This window comes from Streptomyces sp. NPDC001700, from assembly GCF_053596435.1.
This window is the reverse complement of record NZ_JBSFGE010000012.1, coordinates 117366-137982: the sequence shown is the minus strand read 5'-3', so window position 1 is coordinate 137982 and position 20617 is coordinate 117366. Positions and strand designations below refer to the sequence as shown.

The 20617-nt window shown below is 71.9% G+C and carries 19 protein-coding genes and 2 pseudogenes; 11 read left to right on the top strand and 10 right to left on the bottom strand.

Annotated elements, in window-relative coordinates; all coding sequences use genetic code 11:
- Window positions 1-20: 20 nt before the first annotated feature.
- The 4 genes from ACWC5C_RS23150 to ACWC5C_RS23135 all read right to left on the bottom strand — a co-directional run bounded on the left by ACWC5C_RS23150 (window position 21) and on the right by ACWC5C_RS23135 (window position 3887).
- The gene (locus ACWC5C_RS23150; RefSeq protein WP_450878279.1) at window positions 21-524 is read right to left on the bottom strand and encodes a GNAT family N-acetyltransferase; all 504 of its coding nucleotides are present in this window, start codon (window positions 522-524) and stop codon (window positions 21-23) included.
- A 34-nt stretch (window positions 525-558) separates the two neighbouring features.
- Window positions 559-1800 carry an RNA polymerase sigma factor gene (locus ACWC5C_RS23145; RefSeq protein WP_450878071.1) on the bottom strand — a complete coding sequence of 414 codons (1242 nt, stop codon included), beginning with the start codon at window positions 1798-1800 and terminating at the stop codon, window positions 559-561.
- Window positions 1801-1842: 42 nt separating this feature from the next.
- Window positions 1843-2199 carry a YciI family protein gene (locus ACWC5C_RS23140; protein ID WP_450878069.1) on the bottom strand — a complete coding sequence of 119 codons (357 nt, stop codon included), beginning with the start codon at window positions 2197-2199 and terminating at the stop codon, window positions 1843-1845.
- 149 nt (window positions 2200-2348) lie between these two features.
- Complete coding sequence (locus tag ACWC5C_RS23135) at window positions 2349-3887, bottom strand: MFS transporter (RefSeq protein ID WP_450878067.1); 1539 nt, start codon at window positions 3885-3887, stop codon at window positions 2349-2351.
- Between the two features lie 108 nt (window positions 3888-3995).
- On the opposite strand from ACWC5C_RS23135, the gene ACWC5C_RS23130 reads away from it, so the two are divergent.
- Window positions 3996-4985: a helix-turn-helix transcriptional regulator gene (locus tag ACWC5C_RS23130; RefSeq protein ID WP_450878065.1), complete on the top strand. Its 990-nt coding sequence runs from the start codon at window positions 3996-3998 to the stop codon at window positions 4983-4985.
- Window positions 4986-5038: 53 nt separating this feature from the next.
- Complete coding sequence (locus ACWC5C_RS23125) at window positions 5039-7039, top strand: helix-turn-helix domain-containing protein (protein ID WP_450878063.1); 2001 nt, start codon at window positions 5039-5041, stop codon at window positions 7037-7039.
- A gap of 144 nt (window positions 7040-7183) precedes the next feature.
- On the opposite strand, the gene ACWC5C_RS23120 is transcribed toward ACWC5C_RS23125, so the two are convergent.
- Window positions 7184-8143 (bottom strand): NmrA family NAD(P)-binding protein, encoded by a 960-nt coding sequence (locus ACWC5C_RS23120; protein WP_450878061.1) that lies wholly within the window; start codon window positions 8141-8143, stop codon window positions 7184-7186.
- Window positions 8144-8310: 167 nt separating this feature from the next.
- Here ACWC5C_RS23120 and ACWC5C_RS23115 point away from each other — a divergent pair, with 167 nt between their 5' ends.
- The 7 genes from ACWC5C_RS23115 (at window position 8311) to ACWC5C_RS23085 (ending at window position 15373) form a co-directional block, all read left to right on the top strand.
- Window positions 8311-9201 carry a helix-turn-helix domain-containing protein gene (locus tag ACWC5C_RS23115; RefSeq protein WP_450878059.1) on the top strand — a complete coding sequence of 297 codons (891 nt, stop codon included), beginning with the start codon at window positions 8311-8313 and terminating at the stop codon, window positions 9199-9201.
- Between the two features lie 71 nt (window positions 9202-9272).
- Window positions 9273-10355, top strand: coding sequence for a hypothetical protein (locus ACWC5C_RS23110; protein WP_450878057.1), 1083 nt, complete (start codon window positions 9273-9275; stop codon window positions 10353-10355).
- Between the two features lie 100 nt (window positions 10356-10455).
- The gene (argC, locus tag ACWC5C_RS23105; RefSeq protein WP_450878056.1) at window positions 10456-11484 is read left to right on the top strand and encodes an N-acetyl-gamma-glutamyl-phosphate reductase; all 1029 of its coding nucleotides are present in this window, start codon (window positions 10456-10458) and stop codon (window positions 11482-11484) included.
- Window positions 11481-12638 carry a bifunctional glutamate N-acetyltransferase/amino-acid acetyltransferase ArgJ gene (gene argJ / locus ACWC5C_RS23100; protein WP_450878054.1) on the top strand — a complete coding sequence of 386 codons (1158 nt, stop codon included), beginning with the start codon at window positions 11481-11483 and terminating at the stop codon, window positions 12636-12638. Before argC ends, argJ begins: the two co-directional genes overlap by 4 nt.
- A complete protein-coding gene (argB, locus tag ACWC5C_RS23095; RefSeq protein WP_450878052.1) occupies window positions 12635-13579 on the top strand; it encodes an acetylglutamate kinase in 945 nt (314 codons plus the stop codon). Before argJ ends, argB begins: the two co-directional genes overlap by 4 nt.
- On the top strand, window positions 13576-14778 hold the full coding sequence (locus tag ACWC5C_RS23090) for an acetylornithine transaminase (RefSeq protein WP_450878050.1): 1203 nt from the start codon (window positions 13576-13578) through the stop codon (window positions 14776-14778). The genes argB and ACWC5C_RS23090 overlap by 4 nt, the downstream gene beginning before the upstream one ends.
- Window positions 14779-14797: 19 nt before the next feature.
- A complete protein-coding gene (locus tag ACWC5C_RS23085; RefSeq protein WP_450878048.1) occupies window positions 14798-15373 on the top strand; it encodes an arginine repressor in 576 nt (191 codons plus the stop codon).
- A 344-nt stretch (window positions 15374-15717) separates the two neighbouring features.
- On the opposite strand, the pseudogene ACWC5C_RS23080 reads toward ACWC5C_RS23085, so the two are convergent.
- A pseudogene (locus ACWC5C_RS23080) lies at window positions 15718-15858 on the bottom strand (recombinase family protein); the annotation flags it as partial.
- A gap of 261 nt (window positions 15859-16119) precedes the next feature.
- The gene (locus ACWC5C_RS23075) at window positions 16120-17010 is read right to left on the bottom strand and encodes a helix-turn-helix transcriptional regulator (protein ID WP_450878046.1); all 891 of its coding nucleotides are present in this window, start codon (window positions 17008-17010) and stop codon (window positions 16120-16122) included.
- A gap of 173 nt (window positions 17011-17183) precedes the next feature.
- On the opposite strand from ACWC5C_RS23075, the gene ACWC5C_RS23070 reads away from it, so the two are divergent.
- Window positions 17184-18053, top strand: coding sequence for an oxidoreductase (locus ACWC5C_RS23070; RefSeq protein WP_450878044.1), 870 nt, complete (start codon window positions 17184-17186; stop codon window positions 18051-18053).
- A 139-nt stretch (window positions 18054-18192) separates the two neighbouring features.
- On the opposite strand, the pseudogene ACWC5C_RS23065 reads toward ACWC5C_RS23070, so the two are convergent.
- From ACWC5C_RS23065 to ACWC5C_RS23055, 3 genes and pseudogenes are all read right to left on the bottom strand, one after another.
- Window positions 18193-18374 (bottom strand): annotated as a pseudogene (locus ACWC5C_RS23065) (DUF4158 domain-containing protein); the annotation flags it as partial.
- A gap of 159 nt (window positions 18375-18533) precedes the next feature.
- Window positions 18534-19526: a bile acid:sodium symporter family protein gene (locus tag ACWC5C_RS23060; RefSeq protein WP_450878042.1), complete on the bottom strand. Its 993-nt coding sequence runs from the start codon at window positions 19524-19526 to the stop codon at window positions 18534-18536.
- Between the two features lie 57 nt (window positions 19527-19583).
- Window positions 19584-20171 (bottom strand): pyridoxamine 5'-phosphate oxidase family protein, encoded by a 588-nt coding sequence (locus tag ACWC5C_RS23055; RefSeq protein WP_450878040.1) that lies wholly within the window; start codon window positions 20169-20171, stop codon window positions 19584-19586.
- 51 nt (window positions 20172-20222) lie between these two features.
- Here ACWC5C_RS23055 and ACWC5C_RS23050 point away from each other — a divergent pair, with 51 nt between their 5' ends.
- Window positions 20223-20609 carry a DUF488 domain-containing protein gene (locus ACWC5C_RS23050; protein ID WP_450878038.1) on the top strand — a complete coding sequence of 129 codons (387 nt, stop codon included), beginning with the start codon at window positions 20223-20225 and terminating at the stop codon, window positions 20607-20609.
- The last annotated feature ends 8 nt before the right edge of the window (window positions 20610-20617 follow it).

Here is a 20617-nt window from a genome sequence, read left to right as displayed (position 1 = left end):
GTGGTGTTCAGGACCGCATGCTAATCCGTCAACTCCTCGGCCAGCAGGTCCATCAGGAGGGCGTCGTGCCAACTGCCGTCCGGCCCGCGCTCGTAGCGGCGCATCACACCCACCGGGCGGAACCCCGCCTTCTCGTACGCGCGGATGGCGGCGGCGTTGTCCGTGGCCGGGTCGATCACGATGCGGTGGTGGCCGTGGTCGGTGATCAGGTGGCGGGCCAGGGTGCGGACGGCGTCGGTGCCGAGGCCCCGGCCGTGCACCGCCGGGTCCAGGTAGATGTCGATGCTCGCGTGCCGGTAGTCGGGGTCGGGTTCGGCCGACCACTGGATCACGCCGACCACGGCCCCCTCGTACAGGACCGCCAGCGTCTCGGTGTCCGCGTCGGTCAGGTCCTCGATCACCGCCGCCACCAGGTCCGCGCCGCCCCGCCAGCGGGCGTACACCTCGGGCCGCGCGCGGATGGCGGCGAGCCGGGGGATGTCGGTGGGGAGGGTGGGGCGCAACGCAACCCGCGCGCCGTGCAGCGTCGTCCGCGTCTCAGGCACGCGCGGCCCGTTCTCAGGCACGTGCGGCCCGTTCCCGCAGCAGGCGGCGCTCGGGGGCGTTGCGGGTGAGGGAGGCGGCGCGTTCGAACTCCGCGCGCGCCTCCTCCCGTCGCCCCAGCCGCTCCAGCAGATCGCCGCGAACGCTCGGCAGCAGGTGGTAGTCGCGTAGCGCGGGGTCCGCCACCAGGGCGTCGACCAGTACGAGGGCGGCCGAGGGACCCTCCGCCATCGAGACGGCCACCGCCCGGTTCAGCTCCACCACCGGGGACGGGGTGAGGGCGGCCAGCCGGTCGTAGAGGGTGGCGATGGTCGTCCAGTCGGTGTCCTCGTAGCGGACCGCCCGCGCGTGGCACGCGGCGATGGCGGCCTGGAGGGCGTACGGGCCGTGGCCCGCGTGGTGCAGGGCCTCGACGCCACGGTGGATGAGCAACCGGTTCCACTTCGCCCGGTTCTGGTCGGCGAGCAGCACCGGCGCGCCGTCCGGGCCGGTACGGGCCGGGATGCGGGAGGCCTGGAACTCCAGCAGCGCGGCCAGCCCGTGCACCTCGGGCTCGTTGGGCATGAGCCCGGCCAGCACCCGGGCCAGGCGGAGCGCGTCCTCGCACAGGGCCGGGCGCACCAGATCGTCCCCGGCGGTCGCGGAGTAGCCCTCGTTGAAGATCAGGTAGATGACTTCCAGGACCGAGGAGAGCCGGGCGGCCCGGTCCTCCCCGTACGGCACCTCGAAGGGAACCCGGGCCTTGGCCAGCGACCGCTTCGCCCGCACGATCCGCTGCGCGACGGCCGCCTCGGAGGCCAGGAAGGCGCGGGCGATCTCCTCCGTGGTCAGCCCGCCCAGCAGCCGCAGGGTCAGGGCGATACGGGCCTCGGGCGACAGCACTGGATGGCAGGCGGTGAAGATCAGCCGCAGCAGGTCGTCGTCGATGTCGTCGGAGTCCACGGGATCGGGCGGCGGTACGTCCTCCAGGGCCCGCCCGACCTCGGCCAGCTTGCGCGCGTACGTCTCCTTGCGGCGTACGAGGTCGATCGCGCGGTGCTTGGCGGTGGCCATGAGCCAGGCTCCCGGCTTGTCCGGGACGCCCGACTCCGGCCACTGCTCCAGCGCGGCGATCAGGGCATCCTGCGCGAGTTCCTCGGCGATGCCGACGTCCCGCACGATGCGGGTGACACCGGCGATGATCCGCGCGGATTCGATCCTGAAGACCGCTTCGACCGTTCGGGTCGCTTCGGTCGCGTGTGCTGCCGTCACGGCCACCCATCAGAGCAGCCTCACAACACCCCGGCAAGCGGAACCGGATCAGCCCTCTTCGATCTCGCGGACCTCGGCGGTGATGGTCCAGTAGTCCTCGTGGGTCTCCAGGAACCGCTTGGTCCACTCCAGCGCCTCGGCCTTGTCCTTGGCCTGGACGAGGGAGTAGCCGCCGATGACCTCCTTGCTCTCGGTGAACGGCCCGTCGGTGTAGCTGATCTTGCCGCCGGACCAGGTGACCCTGGTCCCCTCGGAGGTCGGCTTGAGCCCGGCGGTGTCGAGCATGACGCCCGCCTTGGTGATCTCCTCCAGCAGCGCGCCCATGCGCTCCATCAGCTCGGGGCTGGGGCCCTCGGCGGGCGCGTTCTTCTCGTCGATACGGATCATGGTCAGGAAGCGCGGCATGGTGACTCCTCGGTCGCCGGGCGGGGTCTTTCCCCGCCTCTCACCCGTGCGTCGAACGGGAGACGCCCGGATCGACAGCTCCCCGGAAAAATCTTCGGGGATTTTTCCGGGGAGCGCGATCAGGGGGAGCGCCAGCACAGAGCAGCAGCTCAGCCCATGTGTACCGGCCCCGCCTCCTCGCCGTGCTGCTGCTTCTTCGCGTTGATGGCGAACGCGGTGACCGCGAGCCCCGCCAGGAACATGACGGCCGCGGCGGCGAAGGCCCGGGTGTAGCCGTGGGTCAGCGCCTCACCGGCCCTCGCCACCAGGGCGGCGTCGTGCGTGGCCAGCCCCCGGTAGAGGGCGGCGGCCGCCCCGGGCAGCCGGTCGGTCGCCGCCGAGGTGGAGAGCGTCGACATGACCGCGAGCCCGAGGGCGCCGCCGACCTGCTGCGCGGTGTTGAGCAGCGCGGAGGCGATGCCGGTGTCCTCGTGCCGCACCCCGCTGACCGCGCCCAGCGTCATCGGTACGAAGCCCATGCCGAGGCCCAGCGCGGTGACGAACATCGCGGGCATCAGCTGGCCCGCGTACGACGAGTCCGGCTCCAGGGTGGAGAACCACACCATGCCCGCCGCCGCGACCGCCAGCCCCGGCCCGGCTATCAGTCGCGGCGCGAGGTGGGCGACCAGCTTGGAGCTGAGCCCCGCCGCCAGGGCCATGCCGAAGCTGAAGGGCAGATACGCGAACCCGGTCCTGACCGGGCTGTAGCCCAGGATCAGCTGCATGTAGAGCGTCAGGAAGTAGAAGGTGGCGAACATGCCCGCGCCGATGCACAGCATGGTGGCGTAACTGCCCCACCGGCTGCGGTCCCGGAACAGCCGCAGCGGCATCATCGGGTGCCCGGTCCGGGCCTGGACCAGCAGGAACGCGGCCAGCAGCACGGCCGCCGAGGCGAAGGAGCCGAGCGCGGGCCCATCGGTCCAGCCGTGGTCGCCGCCGCGGGTGATGCCGTAGACCAGGGCGATCAGCCCGCCCGTGCCGGTGATCGCGCCGGGCACGTCCAGCCGCCCGGGGCTCCGGTCGGCCTCGACCAGGGTCCGGGTCCCGGCGAGGACGGCCAGCCCGATCGGGATGTTGACGAAGAACACCCAGCGCCAGTCGAGAACGTCGGTGAGCGTGCCACCCAGCAGCAGACCGACCGTGGCGCCGACGCCGCCCATGGCCGCGTACACGCCCATCGCCATGTTGCGCGCCTTGCCCGCCGGGAACGTCGTGGTGATCAGGGCCAGCGCGCTGGGCGCGGCCATCGCCGCGCCCACGCCCTGCAGCACCCGGGCGCCGATCAGCAGCCCCTCGCCCGGCGCGAGCCCGCCCAGCACCGAGGCCACGGTGAAGACGGCTATCCCGGTACGGAACATCCGCCGCCGCCCGAACAGGTCCCCGGCCCGCCCGCCGAGCAGCAGCAGCCCGCCGAAGGCCAGCGCGTACGCGTTGACGATCCACGCCAAGTTGCCGTCGGACACCGCCAGATCGGTCTGGATGCTGGGCAGGGCGATATTGGTGATCGTGGCGTCCAGCACCACCATCAGCTGCGCCGCGGCGATCACGAACAGGGCCAGCCCGAGATGGCGGCCCCCGCCCCCGGGCGATTTCCCGGCGGTCTCCGGCCGCGCCGGGGCGGCGGCGGTGGTGGTGGTGTCTGCGGACATCGAAGTCTCCATGAAATGAGCTGAATCGCGGACCGGCGTCGGTCCGCGCGCCCACCTTCCCCGCAATACATGACATCCGCCGTCAAGTTTTTCGGCGATCCTCGGAGCATGAAATCCGACCGGATGCTGTCGATCCTGCTGCTGTTGCAGACGCGCGGACAGGTGCCCGCCACCGAGCTGGCCGAGCGCCTGGAGGTGTCCGTACGCACGATCTTCCGCGACGTCGAGGCGCTGTCCTCGACCGGAGTGCCCGTCTACGCCGAGCGCGGGCGCAACGGCGGCATCGCCCTGCTGCCCGGCTACCGCACCGATGTGACCGGGCTGACCGCCGACGAGGCGCGGGCGCTGTTCGTACTGGTCACCGACCGGGCCCACGCCGATCTGGGGCTCGGCCGGGCGATCGGCTCGGCGCTGCGCAAGGTCATGGCCGCACTGCCGCCGCCGCACCGCGACGCCGCCGCGCTGACCCGCCGCCGCATCCTGGTGGACCCGGTCCGCTGGCGCAGCGGACCCCCGGCGGTGGCCGACCTGGGGGTGCTCCAGGACGCAGTCTTCACCGACCGGCGGCTGCGGCTGCGGTACCGGCACGGCCGCGACGACCGCGAGGCGTCGTACACCCTCGATCCGTACGGTCTGGTCGACAAGGCGGGCGTCTGGTACCTGGTGGCCGATCACCGCGCCCGGCCGCAGCTGTTCCGGGTGGACCGCATCCTGGCGGCGTCGGTCGCCGACGAACCCGTACGGCGGCGTGAGGGCGCCGAACTGGCCGATGTGTGGGACACCTTGCGCCGCCAGATCGACGACCTCCCCACGGGGGTGGACGTGGTGGTGCGGGTCCGGCGGGCGTCCGTGCGCCGCTTCCTGAGCATCTACCGCGCCGACCTGTCCGCACCGCCGCCCGCCGAAGCGGACCCCGCCCAAGGCGAGGGCGAGGAGCGGGTGGAGTTCCAGCTGCGCTTCCGCTCCCTGGGCGCGGCCCAGCCCCTGCTCGCCTTCGGCGCCGACGTCGAGGTGATCTCACCGGAGCCGCTGCGCGAGGAGCTGGCCCGCCTCGCGGCGGAGACCGCGGCCCTCTACTCCGGCGGACAGCGGCACTGAGTCTCGGCCCTACGATCGGTGGCCTGTGCGGGGGCTGTACAGAAAGGGACACGATGCTGACGCTGGGCGCCATCTGCGGTGAACTGGACTTCTCTCTCCGGTTCGCCGGTGAGCACCGCCCCGCCGACCGGACGGTGGACTCCGTACGCGTCCTCCCGGGCACCGCATGGAGCGGCGACGCGCTCGGCGAGGTGCTCGGCGACGTGGGCGACGCGCTGGTGGTGATACGCCTGCCCTCGGCCGGTCAGGCCGGTCAGGCCGGTCCGGGCGGGCGGGACGGACAGGGCGCGCTGGAGCGGCTGCTGCGCGCCCTCGCCCGGCAGCGCGCCGCGGGCCTCGCCTTCGCCGTCGACCGGCACGGCCCGCAGGCCACCCCGGTCGCGGTCCGCAGCTGGGCCGCCCGTCTCGGCGTACCGCTGCTGACCACCACCCGGTCCCTCGAAGCGTGGCAGCAGCTCCTCCCGCGCCTGCGCGACTACCGCCACCGGTACGCCGAGTGGCACGCCGAACAGCTCACCGCCCTGCTCAACCGGCTGCCGTCCCGCCTCGCGGACGCCGGTCCGGACGCCACGCAGCGGATCGCCGACTGGCTGGCCGCGGCGCTGGACGCCGAGGTGCTGGTCAGCGACGAGCAGCGGGGCGTCCTGGCCGCCTCGCCCGAGTCCGCGCCCGGCGCGCTCGCGCCCCTGCTCGCCCGGCGGACCGTGACCCCGTGGACCGTGACCCCACGGCTGCCCGTGGCCCCGGCCGACGACGCGCTCCACACCCGCTTCCTGCCGCTCGGCGCCACCGGCCCAGGACCGGTGCTGTCGGTGGGCTCCCGCCGCCCGTTCGACGACATCGCCACCGAGCTGATGCACCACGCCGCCCGCGTCCTCAGCCTGGTCGACCAGGCCCAGCGGCAGGACCGGGCGGTGGCCTCCGCCGAGCAGGGGGTACGGCTGGGCGCGCTGCAGCTGCTCATGGTCGGCGACGAGCTGGCCGCCCAGCGCGTGATGGTCGGGCTCGCGCCGGGCCTGCTGGCGACCGAGCACATCCGGGTGTACGTGGTCGACTGCGCCGCCGCGGACCGGGAGCCCGCCGCCCTGCACGGCGAGACGGCGCTCGGCGGGCGCGCGATGCTGGTGCGCTGCCCGGCGTACAACCACCTGATCGTGGTGGACCCCCTCCACGATCAGGGCGAAGAAGCGGGCGGGGACGACGGCCCGCTGAGCGTCCGGAGCGCCCTGCGGCAGGTGGTCGCCGCGCTGCCGGACCACCGGGTGGGCGGCAGCCGCGTACACAAGCTCGGCAACGTCGCCGACGCCTACGCGGAGGCGCTGACCGCCCTGGTGACGGCCCGGCAACTGCCCGACCGGGTGGCGCTGTCCGAGGAGCGGGCCGGTCTCGTCGAGCTGCTGGACCCGGATACGGCACGCCGCTGGGCCGCGACCGTCCTCCACCCGCTGCTGACCCTGCCCACCGGCCGCCGCGACCGGCTGCTGCGCACCCTGGACCTCGGTCTTGAGGTGCAGCACAAGGCGGCCGGGCGGGTCCTCGGCATCCACCGCAACACCGTCGCCCACCGCATCAGACAGGGCTTCGACCTGCTCGGCCTCGACCGGAACCGGGTGCTGGACAAGGTGATGGTCTCGATGGCGCTGAAGATCGTCATCACGTACGGACACGACGAGACCTCGGCCGAACCCGCCGCCGACTTCGCCGCCATGGTCTCCGCGCCCGAGGTGCGGGTGTGGGCGGAGTCCTTCCTGAAGCCGCTGAAGAGCGACCGCCGCGACCTGCCGCGCACGCTCCGCGCCTGGCTGGAAAACGACACCCAGGTGGAACGGACGGCCGCCGCCCTCAATCTCTCACCGGTCACCGTGCGCGGCCATCTGCGGGCCGCCGCGCCGCTGATCCAGCGGGACCTGATGGTCGACGGGGACGGCGGCGAGGAGGCCCTGGAGGGGGCTCTGGAGGAGGACGAACAGGTCCTCGGCGGGGTGCGCGCGCTGGCGTTCGCCCTCCACGTGAGCACCGGCCACCCCGAACTGCCGACCGCCCGGTGCCCCTGAATCAGAGGCTGATTGTGCACGCGGGCCCGCCCCCGCGCCCCCCGTTGTGCACCGCCCCCGGCCCGTACGCCCGCACCGTGCACGAATGCGGTGCGGTCCGCTCCGGTTGTGCACGCATGACATGGCGATGGCCAAAGGAATTGCCTAGCGTGACGGTCGTGCCCACGGCATTCCGGACGGGACCCGCGCGGGGGTCGGGCCCCGTCCGGAGGCCGCGTGGTACCGGGGAACGAACTCCTCCTCGATGAACCGCTCGATCGAGGTGGGGGTGGACGTACGGGCGGTACGGGGCTGCCGCATCCGCGCGTGCCGGGAGTTAACGGCCTCTCCGACCTCGGCCATCATGTCCGCGACGCTCACGGACACGCCGTTGCTACGCAGTTCCGCGTAGAAGTCGGCGAGGCTGGTCTGCTCGTAGATGAAGTCGTCCGCGCCCACGGCGTTCGCGATCACGTCCACGGCTTCCCGCATGCTCACGTCGCGTTCGCCCTGCAGCTCCAGGACCTCCGTACCGTGCCAGGCCCCGGTGGCGAGTTCCGCCCCGGCCCGGGCCCCGACATCGCGGGTGGTGACGAAGGGCAGCGGAACGCCGGGTTCGAAGGGGGCGCTGATGCGGTGGTGGGCCCTGGCGGTGTCGACGTGGTCCAGCAGGTTCTCCATGAAGTAGCCCGCCCGCAGCCACAGCGTGTCGACGCCGGGGACGGCCGAGAGGCGCTGCTCGAAGCGGTGGAGCCCCACGACCGGTCCGGTGCCCTCCGCGTGTTGGGCTCCCCAGCTGCTGAGCCCGACGACGCGGGTCACGCCGGACTCGGTGACCGCCTTGGTCAGGGAGGCCGCCACCTGGTCCTGGAAGGCGCCGAAGTCGGGGTGGTCGGGGAGGTAGTTGGGCTGGATCACCGCGTAGACGCCGTCCGCGCCCCGGAAGGCGTCCGTCAGCGCGGCCGGGTCGGCCGGGTCGGCCTCCCACACCTCGGCGCCCCGCGCGGCGAGGTCGGCGAGCCGCGTGGCCGAACGGCCGACGGCTCGGACGCGGTATCCGGCTGCGAGCAGGTGCACGGCGGCGGCCCGTCCGGTGCGACCACTGGCACCGGTAATGACGAACATCGATAAATCTCTTTCCTTGGCGTTCTTCCGCAGGCGTTCTTCCGCAGGTGTTCTTCCGCAGGCGTTCTTCGGCAGGTGTTCGGCACGTTAGGCACCCGGCGAACCGGGCGGGTAGGAGTGCCGCACCCACCCCGGAAACCCCGCCGCCTCGTCCATACGCTGGCGGCATGAAGGGGCCACGGGCGCACAGCGGAGGCGGTGGAGGCGAATCACTGGCGGCCTTCCTGCGGGCCAGGCGGAACCGGGTGCGGCCGGAACAGCACCGGCTGGCCCCGGGGGCGCAGCGCCGGGTGCCGGGGCTACGGCGCGACGAAGTGGCACTCCTGGCCGGGATCAGCACCGACTACTACGTGCGCCTCGAACAGGGGAGGGAACGCCGACCGTCCCACGCGGTGGTGGAGGGCCTGTGCGAGGCATTGCTGCTGGACGCCGTGGCGGCGCGTTACCTGCGTGAACTCTCCGCCCCGGAGACCGCCGCAGCCGGGGAGCGCATCGGCACGGACCGCCTGGCGGCCGTGCACCAGCTGCTCGGCTCCATGACGGTGCCCGCCCTGCTGGTGAACCGGTGGCTCGACATCGTGGGCGGCAACGCGCTCGGCGACCTTCTCCACGAGGGTTTGGAGCCCCGGGACAACTACGCCCGTCTGGTGTTCCTCGCCCCCGGGGCACCGTCATTCTTCACGCAGTGGCCCGAGCTGGCCCGCTGCATGGTGGCGGCCCTGCGCGCTCAGACCGGCTCCGGGGCGGGGTCGGCCCGCCTGACCCGGCTGGTGGGGGAGCTGGCCGCGAGCAGCGATGTCTTCAGAGCCGCCTGGGGCGAGCACCACCTCTACGAGAAGGCGATGGACCGCAAGCTGTTCCGGCATCCGAGGGTCGGACCGCTCGCACTCGACCAGCATGTCCTGGAGCTGCCGGGCAGCGAAGGCCACCGGATCTGGGCCTTCCACCCGGCGGACGACGCGACCGCGAACGCCCTGCGCCGCCTGGCTGCCACGTCGGAACGGCGTACCCCGCAGCAGCTGTACGACGTGATGGGCAAGCTCTCCGGTACGCCCTAGCGGGGGTTGTGCCATTATGCGGACACGTCCCAGGGGAGGGGCGCGGTCTGCTGAGTGCCAGGGGGTTGGGGATGGGTGCGGGTACGGAGCCGGACGGTTCGTCCAGATCCGACGAGGAGTGGGAGCGGTTTCTGCGCGAGTCGGTGGCGGGCACGGCCGACGCGCCCAAGGAGCCGTCGGCGCGGGCCCGCGACGTGGCGAAGCGGCTGAGCGCGGAGCCCGACCGCGCCCCGGAGGGCTGGCGCACCTACACGCCCGCGCGGCCCAAGCGGCGCACCGGCTGGTACGTGGCCGGAGTGCTGGCCTTGCTGGTGCTGCTGGTGGTGGCGCTCGCGCCGGGGCGGGTCGTGGACCTGTTCGCCGGTGACGACCCCGACTCCGCGCCGCCGACGGCCGAGACCCCGGCGGGGACGGCCGGGCGCCCCACCCTGGACGAGCCGTTCCGTGGTTCCCCGGCGGCGAGCTGGGCGAGCGGAGCGGCGGGGATCACCATGCCGAAGGCCAGGGCGGTCGGCTGGATGAGCGCGGCCGAGGTCGAGCAGGCCCTCGCCCGCAGCCGGGACTTCCTCGTCGCGTCGAGCCTGGACCGTGGGGTGCTGCGGGGCGAGCGCCCCGAGAAGGCGATCGCACTGATCAGCCCCCACCAGAAGGACGTCCAGGCCCTGCTGAAAACCGCCTTCCGCAACCCGAGCGAGAAGAGCGACCCGCTCCTCCTCTTCAGCCGCTTCCAGCCCTCCCACGCCCACCTGGTCGGCGACGTCGTGAAGACCCGGGGCAGCCTCACCTACCGGGAGGGCGAGCGCGGCGCGCTCCAGGTGACCGCCGACGTCACCTTCGTCTACCCGGTCACCCGCGCCGACGCGGGCGGCGGCGACGACGAGATCGTGCGCACGATCGTCCGCCGCGAGCTGGTCCTGAGCTGGGACGACCCCGACAAGGTGATCACCGAGCCGGGCACGTTCTCGATCGTCTCGTACAAGTACGACATGACCAACGGCGGCTGCGGCGCCCCCACGGGCTACTTCACCCCGCCCTTCGGCGCGGACCGCCGGGCGGAGGGGAACGGCACGCAGGTCGACCCGTACGACCGCAGCGCGCCGATCGCGCAGGGCGAGTCCACCGGGGACGAGTGCAGGACGGCGACGCGCTCCTAGCAGGCGTTACGAGACGTCGGAGGGCAAGCCTGACCGGAAACTTCTTTGCATAAAGCTGCCGTCGATCGTATAGTCATGCCATCCGTGAGGGAGGATGGCAATGGCGATACGCGCAGCGGTGGCGGGAGCGAGCGGATACGCGGGCGGTGAGGTGCTGCGGCTGTTGCTCGCGCACCCCGAGGTCGAGATCGGCACGCTGACCGGCAACACCAACGCCGGACAGCCGCTCGGCTCCCTCCAGCCGCACCTTCTCCCGCTGGCCGACCGGGTGCTGGCGCCGACCAGTGCCGAGGCGCTGGCCGGGCATGACGTGGTGTTCCTCGCGCTGCCGCACGGCCAGTCCGCCGCCGTCGCCGAGCAGCTCGGCGACCAGGTGCTGGTGATCGACTGCGGGGCGGACTTCCGGCTGGAGGACGCGGCCGACTGGGAGAAGTTCTACGGCTCCCCGCACGCGGGCACCTGGCCGTACGGCCTCCCGGAGCTGCCGGGGGCCCGTACCGCGCTCAACGGCTCCAAGCGCGTCGCGGTGCCCGGCTGCTACCCCACCGCCGTCTCGCTCGCCCTGTTCCCGGCGTACGCGGCGGGGCTGGCCGAGCCCGACGCGGTGATCGTCGCCGCGACCGGGACCTCGGGCGCGGGCAAGTCGCCCAAGCCGCATCTGCTGGGCAGCGAGGTCATGGGCTCCATGAGCCCGTACGGCGTGGGCGGCGGCCACCGGCACACCCCCGAGATGATCCAGAACCTGTCGGCCGCGGCGGGCGAGCGGGTCTCGGTCTCCTTCACCCCGACCCTCGCCCCCATGTCGCGCGGCATCCTGGCCACCTGCAGCGCCCCGGCGAAGCCCGGCGTGACGGCGGGGACGCTGCGGGCCGCGTACGAGAAGGCGCTGGGCGACGAACCGTTTGTCCACCTGCTGCCGGAGGGCCAGTGGCCCTCCACCGCCGCCGTGTACGGATCCAACAGCGCCCTGCTCCAGGTCGCCCTCGACGAGGCGGCGGGCCGGGTCATCGTGATCAGCGCGATCGACAACCTCACCAAGGGCACCGCGGGCGGCGCGGTCCAGAGCATGAACATCGCCCTCGGCCTCCCCGAGGAGCTGGGACTTTCCACGATCGGAGTCGCTCCATGAGTGTGACGGCTGCCAAGGGCTTCACCGCCTCCGGCATCGCTGCGGGGATCAAGGAGAACGGGAACCCCGATCTCGCTCTCGTCGTCAACAACGGGCCACGGCTGGCCGCCGCGGGCGTCTTCACCTCCAACCGCGTCAAGGCCGCCCCGGTCCTCTGGTCCGAGCAGGTGCTGAGGGGCGGCCAGGTCTCCGCCGTCGTCCTCAACTCCGGCGGCGCCAACGCCTGCACCGGCCCGCTCGGCTTCCAGGACACCCACGCGACCGCCGAGAAGACCGCCGACGTCCTCGGGCACAGCGCGGGCGAGATCGCCATCGCCTCCACCGGGCTCATCGGCCTCCGGCTGCCCATGGACCCCCTGCTGTCCGGCATCGGTACGGCCGCCACCGCGCTCAGCGAGCACGGCGGCGAGAAGGCCGCCATCGCCATCAAGACCACCGACACCGTGCACAAGACGGCCGTCGCCCAGGGCCCCGACAAGACGTGGACCGTCGGCGGCATGGCCAAGGGCGCGGGCATGCTCGCCCCGGGCCTGGCCACCATGCTCGTCGTCCTCACCACCGACGCCGACCTCGAAGCCCCCGCGCTGGACACCGCCCTGCGCGACGCCACCCGCACCACCTTCGACCGCATCGACTCCGACGGCTGCATGTCGACCAACGACACCGTGCTGCTGCTGGCCTCCGGCGCCTCCGGGGTCACCCCCGCAGCCGACGACTTCGCCGAGGCGGTCCGTACGGTCTGCGCCGACCTCGCGCGGCAGCTGATCGGGGACGCCGAGGGCGCCTCCAAGGACATCCGCATCGAGGTCGTCGGCGCGGCCACCGAGGACGACGCCGTGGAGGTGGGCCGCTCCATCGCCCGTAACAACCTCCTCAAATGCGCCATCCACGGCGAGGACCCCAACTGGGGCCGGGTGCTGTCCGCGATCGGCACCACCTCCGCCGCCTTCGAGCCCGACCAGCTCAACGTGGCCATCAACGACGTATGGGTCTGCAAGAACGGTTCGGTCGGCGAGGACCGCGAGCTGGTCGACATGCGCTACCGCGAGGTCCGCATCACCGCCGACCTGGCCGCGGGCGCCGAATCCGCCGTCATCTGGGCCAACGACCTGACCGCCGACTACGTCCACGAGAACAGCGCGTACTCCTCATGAGCGAGCCGAATTCGCCCCAGAAGACGGACCAGCCCACCGCCCGCAAGCACACCGCCCAGCCCAAGGCCCGCATCCTCATCGAGGCGCTGCCCTGGCTGACCCGCCACCACGGCAAAACCGTCGTCATCAAGTTCGGCGGCAACGCGATGGTGGACGAGGAGCTGAAGGCCGCGTTCGCCCAGGACGTCGTCTTCCTCCGGCACGCCGGGCTGCGCCCGGTCGTCGTCCACGGCGGCGGTCCGCAGATCAGCGCCCAGCTCGACCGGCACGGCCTGGTCAGCGAGTTCAAGGCGGGCCTGCGGGTCACCACCGACGACGCGATGGACGTCGTACGGATGGTGCTGGCCGGACAGGTGCAGCGCCAGCTGGTCGGGCTGCTCAACCAGCACGGCCCGCTCGCCGTCGGCATGACCGGCGAGGACGCCCACCTCATGTCCGCCACCAAGCACTTCGCCGAGGTCGACGGCGAACAGGTGGACATCGGCCGGGTCGGCCAGATCACCGACATCGACACCGGCGCCATCAAGGCGCTCCTGGACGACGGCCGCATCCCGGTCGTCTCGTCCATCGCCCGCAGCTCGGACGACGGGCACGTCTACAACGTCAACGCCGACACGGCCGCGGCCGCGCTCGCCGCCGCGCTGAACGCCGAGACGCTGATGGTCCTCACCGATGTCGAGGGCCTGTACGCGGACTGGCCGAACAGCGACGAGGTGATCAGCCAGCTCAGCGCGAGCGAGCTGGAGAAGCTGCTGCCGGAGCTGGCCAGCGGCATGGTGCCCAAGATGCGGGGCTGTCTGCACGCCGTACGCAACGGCGTCACCAACGCGCGCGTCATCGACGGGCGGGTGCAGCACTCCATCCTGCTGGAGATCTTCACGGACGAGGGCATCGGCACGATGGTCGTGCCGGACCAGGAGCTTGAGGGGGAGAACCAGTGAGCAACGCGGAACTGACGCAGCGCTGGCAGGGCGCGATGATGGACAACTACGGCACGCCGCGCGTCCCGCTCACCCACGGCGAGGGCGCCACGGTGTGGGACGCGGACGGCAAGAGTTACGTCGACTTCGTCAGCGGAATCGCCGTCAACTCCCTCGGCCACGCCCACCCCGCCGTCGTACGGGCCGTATCCGACCAGGTCGCCACGCTCGGCCACGTCTCGAACCTCTTCGTCGCCGAGCCCCCGGTGGCGCTCGCCGAGCGGCTGCTCCAGCTCTTCGGCCGCGCCGGGCGGGTCTACTTCTCCAACTCCGGCGCGGAGGCGGTCGAGGCCGCCTTCAAGATCGGGCGGCGGACCGGCCGCACCCATATGGTCGCCACCACCGGCGGCTTCCACGGCCGCACCATGGGCTCCCTGGCCCTGACCGGCCAGCCCGCCAAGCAGGAACCTTTCCTTCCGCTGCCGGGTGACGTCACCCATGTGCCGTACGGCGACGTGGAAGCGCTGCGCGCGGCGGTCACCACCGACACCGCGCTGGTCATCCTCGAACCCATCCAGGGCGAGAACGGCGTCATCGTCCCCCCGGCGGGCTATCTGGCCGCCGCCCGCGAGATCACCCGGGCCACCGGGACCCTGCTCGTCGTCGACGAGGTACAGACCGGAATCGGCCGTACCGGACACTGGTTCGAGCACCAGGCGCAGGGCGTCGAACCCGATGTCGTCACCCTCGCCAAGGGCCTCGGCGGCGGCCTCCCCATCGGCGCCACGGTCGCCTTCGGCCCCGCCGCCGACCTGCTGACCGCAGGTCAGCACGGGTCCACCTTCGGCGGGAACCCCGTCTCCTGTGCCGCCGCCCTCGCCGTCCTCGACACCATCGAGGCCGACGGCATCCTCGACCGCGTCAAGCGGGCGGGGGAGCGGCTGCGTGACGGAATCGAATCGCTCGACCACGCGCTGATCGGCCACGTCCGTGGTGCGGGCCTGCTGCTCGGTATCGTGCTCACAGAGTCCCTCGCGCCGCAGGTGCAGCAGGCGGCTCAGGACGCGGGACTCCTGGTGAACGCGACCGGCCCGGATGTGGTCCGGCTCGCGCCCCCGCTCGTCGTCGGCGACGACGAGGTGGACACCGTGCTCCGGGAACTGCCCGCCGTACTGACCGCCGTCCTGAGCGCCGCGTATGAGGGCCAAGGGGAACGATGATCCGGAGACTGACGAGACGATGACCGAGGCGCAGCACACCGACGCGGCGAACGATGCGGCGCACTCCGACGCGGACGCGAACCATAACGGACAGTCCGTGCCGCAGACCCGCACCGCCCGCCACCGCCGGATCGTGGACATCCTGAACCGGCAGCCGGTCCGCTCCCAGAGCCAGCTCGCGAAGCTCCTCGCCGACGACGGACTCTCCGTCACCCAGGCGACGCTCTCCCGCGACCTGGACGAACTGGGCGCGGTGAAGATCCGCAACACGGGCGGCGAGCTGATCTACGCCGTCCCCAGTGAGGGCGGCGACCGCACCCCCCGCGCCCCGCTCGGCGAGTCGGCCAGCGAGGCCCGCATGGCGCGCCTCGCGGCCGAACTCCTCATCTCGGCGGAGGCCTCCGCCAACCTCGTCGTCCTCCGCACCCCACCCGGCGCGGCCCAGTTCCTGGCCTCGGCCATCGACTCGGCCGAACTCCACGTCATCCTCGGCACGATCGCGGGCGACGACACCGTCCTCCTGATCAGCCGAGACCCAGCAGGCGGCCAGGCCCTGGCCGACCACCTCCTCCGCCTGGCCCAAAAGGCCCGCTGACCCGAGGGGCCGGGGGCTGCCCCCTGAGATTCCGCAGCCGGGTGTGGCCCCGGTGACCCGGGTTGTGCCCACGCGGCGTCCAGGGGCGGAGCCCCGGCAGCGGCGCAGGGGGCGGAGCCCTCGCCACGGAGTCTGGGGCGGAGCCCCATTACGGCCCCGGGGATCAATCGAACCGTGGTTATCGATGAGATTGATCGTGGCCGTGCGCTGGACGCCGTGGTGTCGAGCCGGGGCCGGGGGACGTCCGTGCCCCCGAGGGTGGCGAAGTCGGCGTGCGCCTGCTCGACGGCCTCGGGTACGCCTGCCGCGTCTCGTGCCGGCGGCCGGACGCCGTGCTTGCCCTTGCGGGTCGCGGTGTCGAGCCCTTCGAGCGTGGACTCGCGGATGTTCTCCCGCTCGGTCTCCGCCATCGCGGCGACGAAGGCGAACAGCAGGCGGCCGTGCCCGGTGGGGTCGTAGATCCCGGTCAGGGGACCGGCGAGCATCTCCAGGACCGGGCCGTGGGCTGCGGGCATAGCCGATGCGGATGTCCGCGCTCGGTGCCTCCGGGCCGACCGGGGCGGGCACCGGTGTACCGGGCCGCCATGGTTGCCCGGGGCCGCGGCCGGCGGAGGTCGGCACGCGCAGGAGCTTGGCGAGCCGGGCTGGGCCGAGCAGCGCGGGCAGGGCTGGCACTCGACATCGTCCCCGTCGGATGCGTGTGCTGCTCCGGGGAAGGGGCGCGTCGCGGGCGGCTCGTGTGCCGCCTACCGGCGTGTGTGCGAGCTGGTCGTGGTGTCTGGCGGACCAGCAATCGCGGCGAGTTGCAGCTTGGTCTCGTCCGAGCTGCCGGGCGCGGCGGTCAGGATCACAATCTTGAGCTCAGAGTCACCATCGGTCAGCACATCGCAATCCACCGTGACCAGCCCCACCGAGGGGTGCTCGATCGTTTTATGGTCCTCACGGTGAGCGGCCACTGTGCCGCTCGCCCACAATTCGGCGAACCGCTGGTTGCCCGCGCGCAATACCCGGATCAGCTCTGCCAGACGCGCGTCATGCGGGAAGCGGCCGGTGGCGCGGCGCAGATCGGACACGACGGCGGCGTCGGTGGCGTCCCGGTCCACTTCGGTCACCGGCCAGAGCCCGAGGCGAACAGGATCTGCGCTTACCGGGAACCGCTCGCGGGCGAAATTGCGCAGCTGCGGGGGCACCGACGAGGGATCGCCGAACAGCGCAGCCCAACTGCGGTTCCACCACATCAGCTGCCAGTCCGCCGCGAACACGGCGACCGCGACGTCCCCGAGCCGGGTCAGGACACGGTGAACGCCGGGTGCGATGTGGCCGGAGATCGCGCCGTCCACCGGTGGGGCGAGCTGGGCCAGCCGGTACAGGTGATCCCGCTCGGCGGTGGACAGCTGAAGGGCGCGTGCCAAAGACGCGACCACCGATGCCGAGGGCGTCGTGGCCCGGCCCTGCTCCAGGCGCACGACGTAGTCGACCGAGACGCCGGCGAGGTCGGCGAGCTCCTCGCGGCGCAGCCCGACCGCGCGCCGTGTCCGACCCATCGACAGTCCCGCGGCCGACGGGGGCAGCCGTTCCCGCCAGGTGCGGATCATCGCACCCAGCCCGGCGCCCGGTGTCATCGTCATGATGTCCATCGTCCTGCATCCTCGGCCATCAAGGCGATATCGAGGGTGGTACTGCTGCTCCTACCGTTGAAGCGTCCCTGGCGGGGTGCCGCGGGCGTACGCACCATGAACGCACGACGATCATCCACACGCAGCCGATAACAGGTAAACCGCCCACACAGGAACGCAATGGAAGGCACGCCATGACCGGCACCACCCCCGGCGGAACTCTCACCCTCGCCGACGACCTGACCATCAGCCGCATGGGCTACGGAGCCATGCAGCTTGCGGGACCCAATGTGTTCGGGCCGCCCAAGGACCGGGACGAGGCCGTCGCGGTGCTGCGAGAGGCCGTCGAGCGGGGCATCACCCACATCGACACCAGCGACTTCTACGGACCCGCCGTCGTCAACGAAATCATCAAGGAGGCCCTGCACCCCTACCCAGCGGACCTGCGCATCGTGACCAAGGTCGGCAACCGTCGCGGCGACGACGGCAGCTGGAACATCTCGCGGGCCCCCCAGGACCTCAAGGCCCAGGTCCACGAGAACCTCCAGCACCTGGGCCTGGACACGCTCGACGTGGTGAACCTGCGTCTGGGCACCAACGAGGGGCAGACGGACGAGGAGCCGATCAGCGACATGTTCGGCGCGCTGGCCGAGCTGCAGCAGGAAGGCCTGATCCGCCACCTCGGACTCAGCGCCGCCTCCGAGGCCCAGCTCACCGAGGCGCAGACCATCGCCCCGGTCGTCACGATGCAGAACCTCTACAACCTGGCCAACCGCCAGGACGACCCCCTCGTCGAGCGGTGCGCCGCACAGAACATCGCCTTCACCCCGTTCTTCCCCCTGGGCGGCTTCTCCCCGCTGCAGTCACAGACCTTGACCGATGTCGCCGCACGCCTGGACGCCTCACCCCAGCAGGTCGCCCTGGCCTGGCTGCTGCAGCGCTCGGCTGCCATCGCCCTTATTCCGGGCACCTCCACGCGCGCGCACCTGCGCCAGAACATCGCCTCCGCCGACCTGACCCTGCCGGCGAACGCGGTCTCCGAACTCGACACGATCGGCAGCTGACACCAAGCAGGGAAGACTCCAGTCGGCATCGGGCTCAAGGCGGTGGTGGCGACGAGCTCGGCGCGATGGCGATCGTGCTACGCGAATCTGAGTCGCTTCTCGGCCTCAAGGCAGTGAGCAAGCGCAAGGACGCCAGGGACGCCCGGCCGTGCAGGAACGCCCGGAACTTCCGGCCCCACTCCCGGTCCTCGAACGGGTGGTAGCCCTAGGCGTCCCGGATCTCCAGGCGTGGTCGTACGCGGTCTGCCGACGCTCGGTGTACCGCTTCACGCACGACGGATCATCGATCCCCAGTTGCCCGGCCAGATGTGCCGTGGTCGGCGGTCGCGCGGCGGACGCTATGCCTAGCCCATGATCAATCTCATCGATGACCACGGTTCGATTGATCCCCGACGCCGCATTACCCAGCCCCTACGGCGTTCGGGGACACCACCCAGCCCCTCCGTCGACTGAGGAGCGGGGGCCGGGGCGGGGTGGGGGCTACTCCTTCTCGTCGCGGCGGGCGCGGTGGGCCATCCACGCCGCCACTACCGACCCCGACACGTTGTGCCACACCGAGAAGACCGCCGCCGGAAGCGCGGCGAGGGGGCTGAAATGGGCGGCCGCAAGAGAGGCCGCCAGCCCGGAGTTCTGCATGCCCACCTCGAAGGCCATCGCCCGGCTCGCAGGCGCACCCAGTCGGCCCACCTTGCCCGCCGCATACCCCAGGGCCAGCCCGAGACCGTTGTGCAGGACGACGGCCAGCAACACCAGCGCCGCCGCCGACCGGATCGCATCCGCACTGCCCGCGACGACGATCGCCACGATCACCCCGATCGTCACGGCCGAAAGCCACGGCAGCACCCCCAGCACCCGAGCAATCAACCGCCCGGCCAGCAGCCGCACCACCAAGCCACCCACCACCGGCAGCAGCACCGTCTTCACGATGTCCGTCACCATCGACTCCGCGTCCACCGGCAGGAATTCCCCGGCCAGCAGCAGCGTCAGCGGCGGGGTCACCAACGGCGCGACCACCGTCGAGACGGTGGCGACGGAGACGGACAGTGCCACATCGCCCCGCGCCAGATACGTGACCACATTGGACGCCGTCCCGCTCGGCGCGCAGCCGACCAGGATGACACCGGCCGCCAACTGCGGCGACAGCCCCAGGGCATGAGCGATCAGCCACCCCAGACCGGGCATGATCACGTAGTGCGCGACCAGCCCGAGCGCCACCGCCCAGGGCCGCTTCAGCACGCCCGTGAAGTCAGAAGGAGTCATGGTCAGCCCCATGCAGAACATGACGACCCCAAGCAGATAGGGCACATTCGGCGCCCACCCACTGAAGGTGTCCGGCGTGCTCAGGCCCGCCGCCCCGGCGGCGAGCACGAGCAGGGGGAAAACGGTGACGGCCCGCCGGGCCGCCCGGTCATCGGGCGCGGGCTCAGCGTCAGACGACGAGGACGCCACAGGGCTCTTGGGTTCGGATCGCACCGCGCGATCGAACGCCGTACACCGCCCACCACGCAAGACCGTCTCGATATCTGGTCATTACAACGAAAGCGGCGGCAGCGGAAGCGGCAACCCCGGCAACCCGTCCATGCTGCTGGCGACGTGTTCCTTCCGCTCGCAGTAACGACTCAAGGACGCGTCGTCCTCCCGCCGGAACCGCTGGGCGTGCAGCGAGCGATCCTCCCGGTAGTCCATGAAGGGCACCGCGTACCCACACGTGTCCCGGATCAGCTCAGCCGTCACCACGATCACGGCCCGCAGCCCATGCGCCTGCACATCGACCGACGGAAAGTGCGTGACCAGCTCCCCGAAGCGCGCGTCGTCGCGGAACACCGGCTCACCCCGCCCATGCACCCGCACGATGTTCGGCGGCCCGTCAAAGGCGCACCACATCAGCGTGATGCGGCCGTTCTCCCGCAGATGGGCGATGGTCTCCGCGTTGCTCCCGGAGAAGTCCAGGTAAGCCACGGTCAGTTCGTCGAGCACGGCGAACGAACCGGCCACCCCTTTGGGGGACAGATTCACGGTGCCGTCCCCGGCCAGCGGAGCGGTAGCCGTGAAGAAGATCTTCTGCCGTTCGATAAATGTGCGAAGTCTGCCGTCGATACGTTCGTACACCTTGCCCATGTGGCGCATTATCCGCCGATACCGCCGCCACCGGGATGCTTCGATGGAGACATGGCAGACAAGAACGGGAGGCGGGCCCGCCCCGGGATCCGGGTCCGCCGCGTGTACGACGCGCCGGAGCAGGACGACGGCACCCGCGTCCTGGTGGACCGCATCTGGCCGCGCGGCCTGGCGAAGGCCGACGCCCGCCTCGACGAGTGGGCCAAGGCCGCAGCTCCCTCCACAGAGCTACGACGCTGGTACGGGCACGAGCCGGAGCGGTACGCGGAGTTCGCCCGGCGGTACCGCGCCGAGCTGGCACAGCCGGAGCACCGCGAGGCCGTGGACCATCTGCGCGAGCTGGCCGGGCAGGGCACCCTCACGCTGCTGACGGCCGTGAAGGACCTGAGCTACGGCCACGCGGGCCTGCTGGCCGACGCCGTACGCGGCCACCGCTGAGCCCGGGA

Excerpts from the sequence above, each read along its gene's own strand:
- ACWC5C_RS23135 (WP_450878067.1), bottom strand. The coding sequence starts at position 3,887 with ATGTCCGCAGACACCACCACCACCGCCGCCGCCCCGGCGCGGCCGGAG.
- ACWC5C_RS23130 (WP_450878065.1), top strand. The coding sequence starts at position 3,996 with ATGAAATCCGACCGGATGCTGTCGATCCTGCTGCTGTTGCAGACGCGC.
- ACWC5C_RS23055 (WP_450878040.1), bottom strand. The coding sequence starts at position 20,171 with ATGGGCAAGGTGTACGAACGTATCGACGGCAGACTTCGCACATTTATC.
- ACWC5C_RS23085 (WP_450878048.1), top strand. The coding sequence starts at position 14,798 with ATGACCGAGGCGCAGCACACCGACGCGGCGAACGATGCGGCGCACTCC.
- ACWC5C_RS23125 (WP_450878063.1), top strand. The coding sequence starts at position 5,039 with ATGCTGACGCTGGGCGCCATCTGCGGTGAACTGGACTTCTCTCTCCGG.
- ACWC5C_RS23070 (WP_450878044.1), top strand. The coding sequence starts at position 17,184 with ATGACCGGCACCACCCCCGGCGGAACTCTCACCCTCGCCGACGACCTG.
- argJ (WP_450878054.1), top strand. The coding sequence starts at position 11,481 with ATGAGTGTGACGGCTGCCAAGGGCTTCACCGCCTCCGGCATCGCTGCG.
- ACWC5C_RS23120 (WP_450878061.1), bottom strand. The coding sequence starts at position 8,143 with ATGTTCGTCATTACCGGTGCCAGTGGTCGCACCGGACGGGCCGCCGCC.
- ACWC5C_RS23110 (WP_450878057.1), top strand. The coding sequence starts at position 9,273 with ATGGGTGCGGGTACGGAGCCGGACGGTTCGTCCAGATCCGACGAGGAG.
- ACWC5C_RS23075 (WP_450878046.1), bottom strand. The coding sequence starts at position 17,010 with ATGGACATCATGACGATGACACCGGGCGCCGGGCTGGGTGCGATGATC.
- ACWC5C_RS23115 (WP_450878059.1), top strand. The coding sequence starts at position 8,311 with ATGAAGGGGCCACGGGCGCACAGCGGAGGCGGTGGAGGCGAATCACTG.
- ACWC5C_RS23140 (WP_450878069.1), bottom strand. The coding sequence starts at position 2,199 with ATGCCGCGCTTCCTGACCATGATCCGTATCGACGAGAAGAACGCGCCC.
- argB (WP_450878052.1), top strand. The coding sequence starts at position 12,635 with ATGAGCGAGCCGAATTCGCCCCAGAAGACGGACCAGCCCACCGCCCGC.
- argC (WP_450878056.1), top strand. The coding sequence starts at position 10,456 with ATGGCGATACGCGCAGCGGTGGCGGGAGCGAGCGGATACGCGGGCGGT.
- ACWC5C_RS23050 (WP_450878038.1), top strand. The coding sequence starts at position 20,223 with ATGGCAGACAAGAACGGGAGGCGGGCCCGCCCCGGGATCCGGGTCCGC.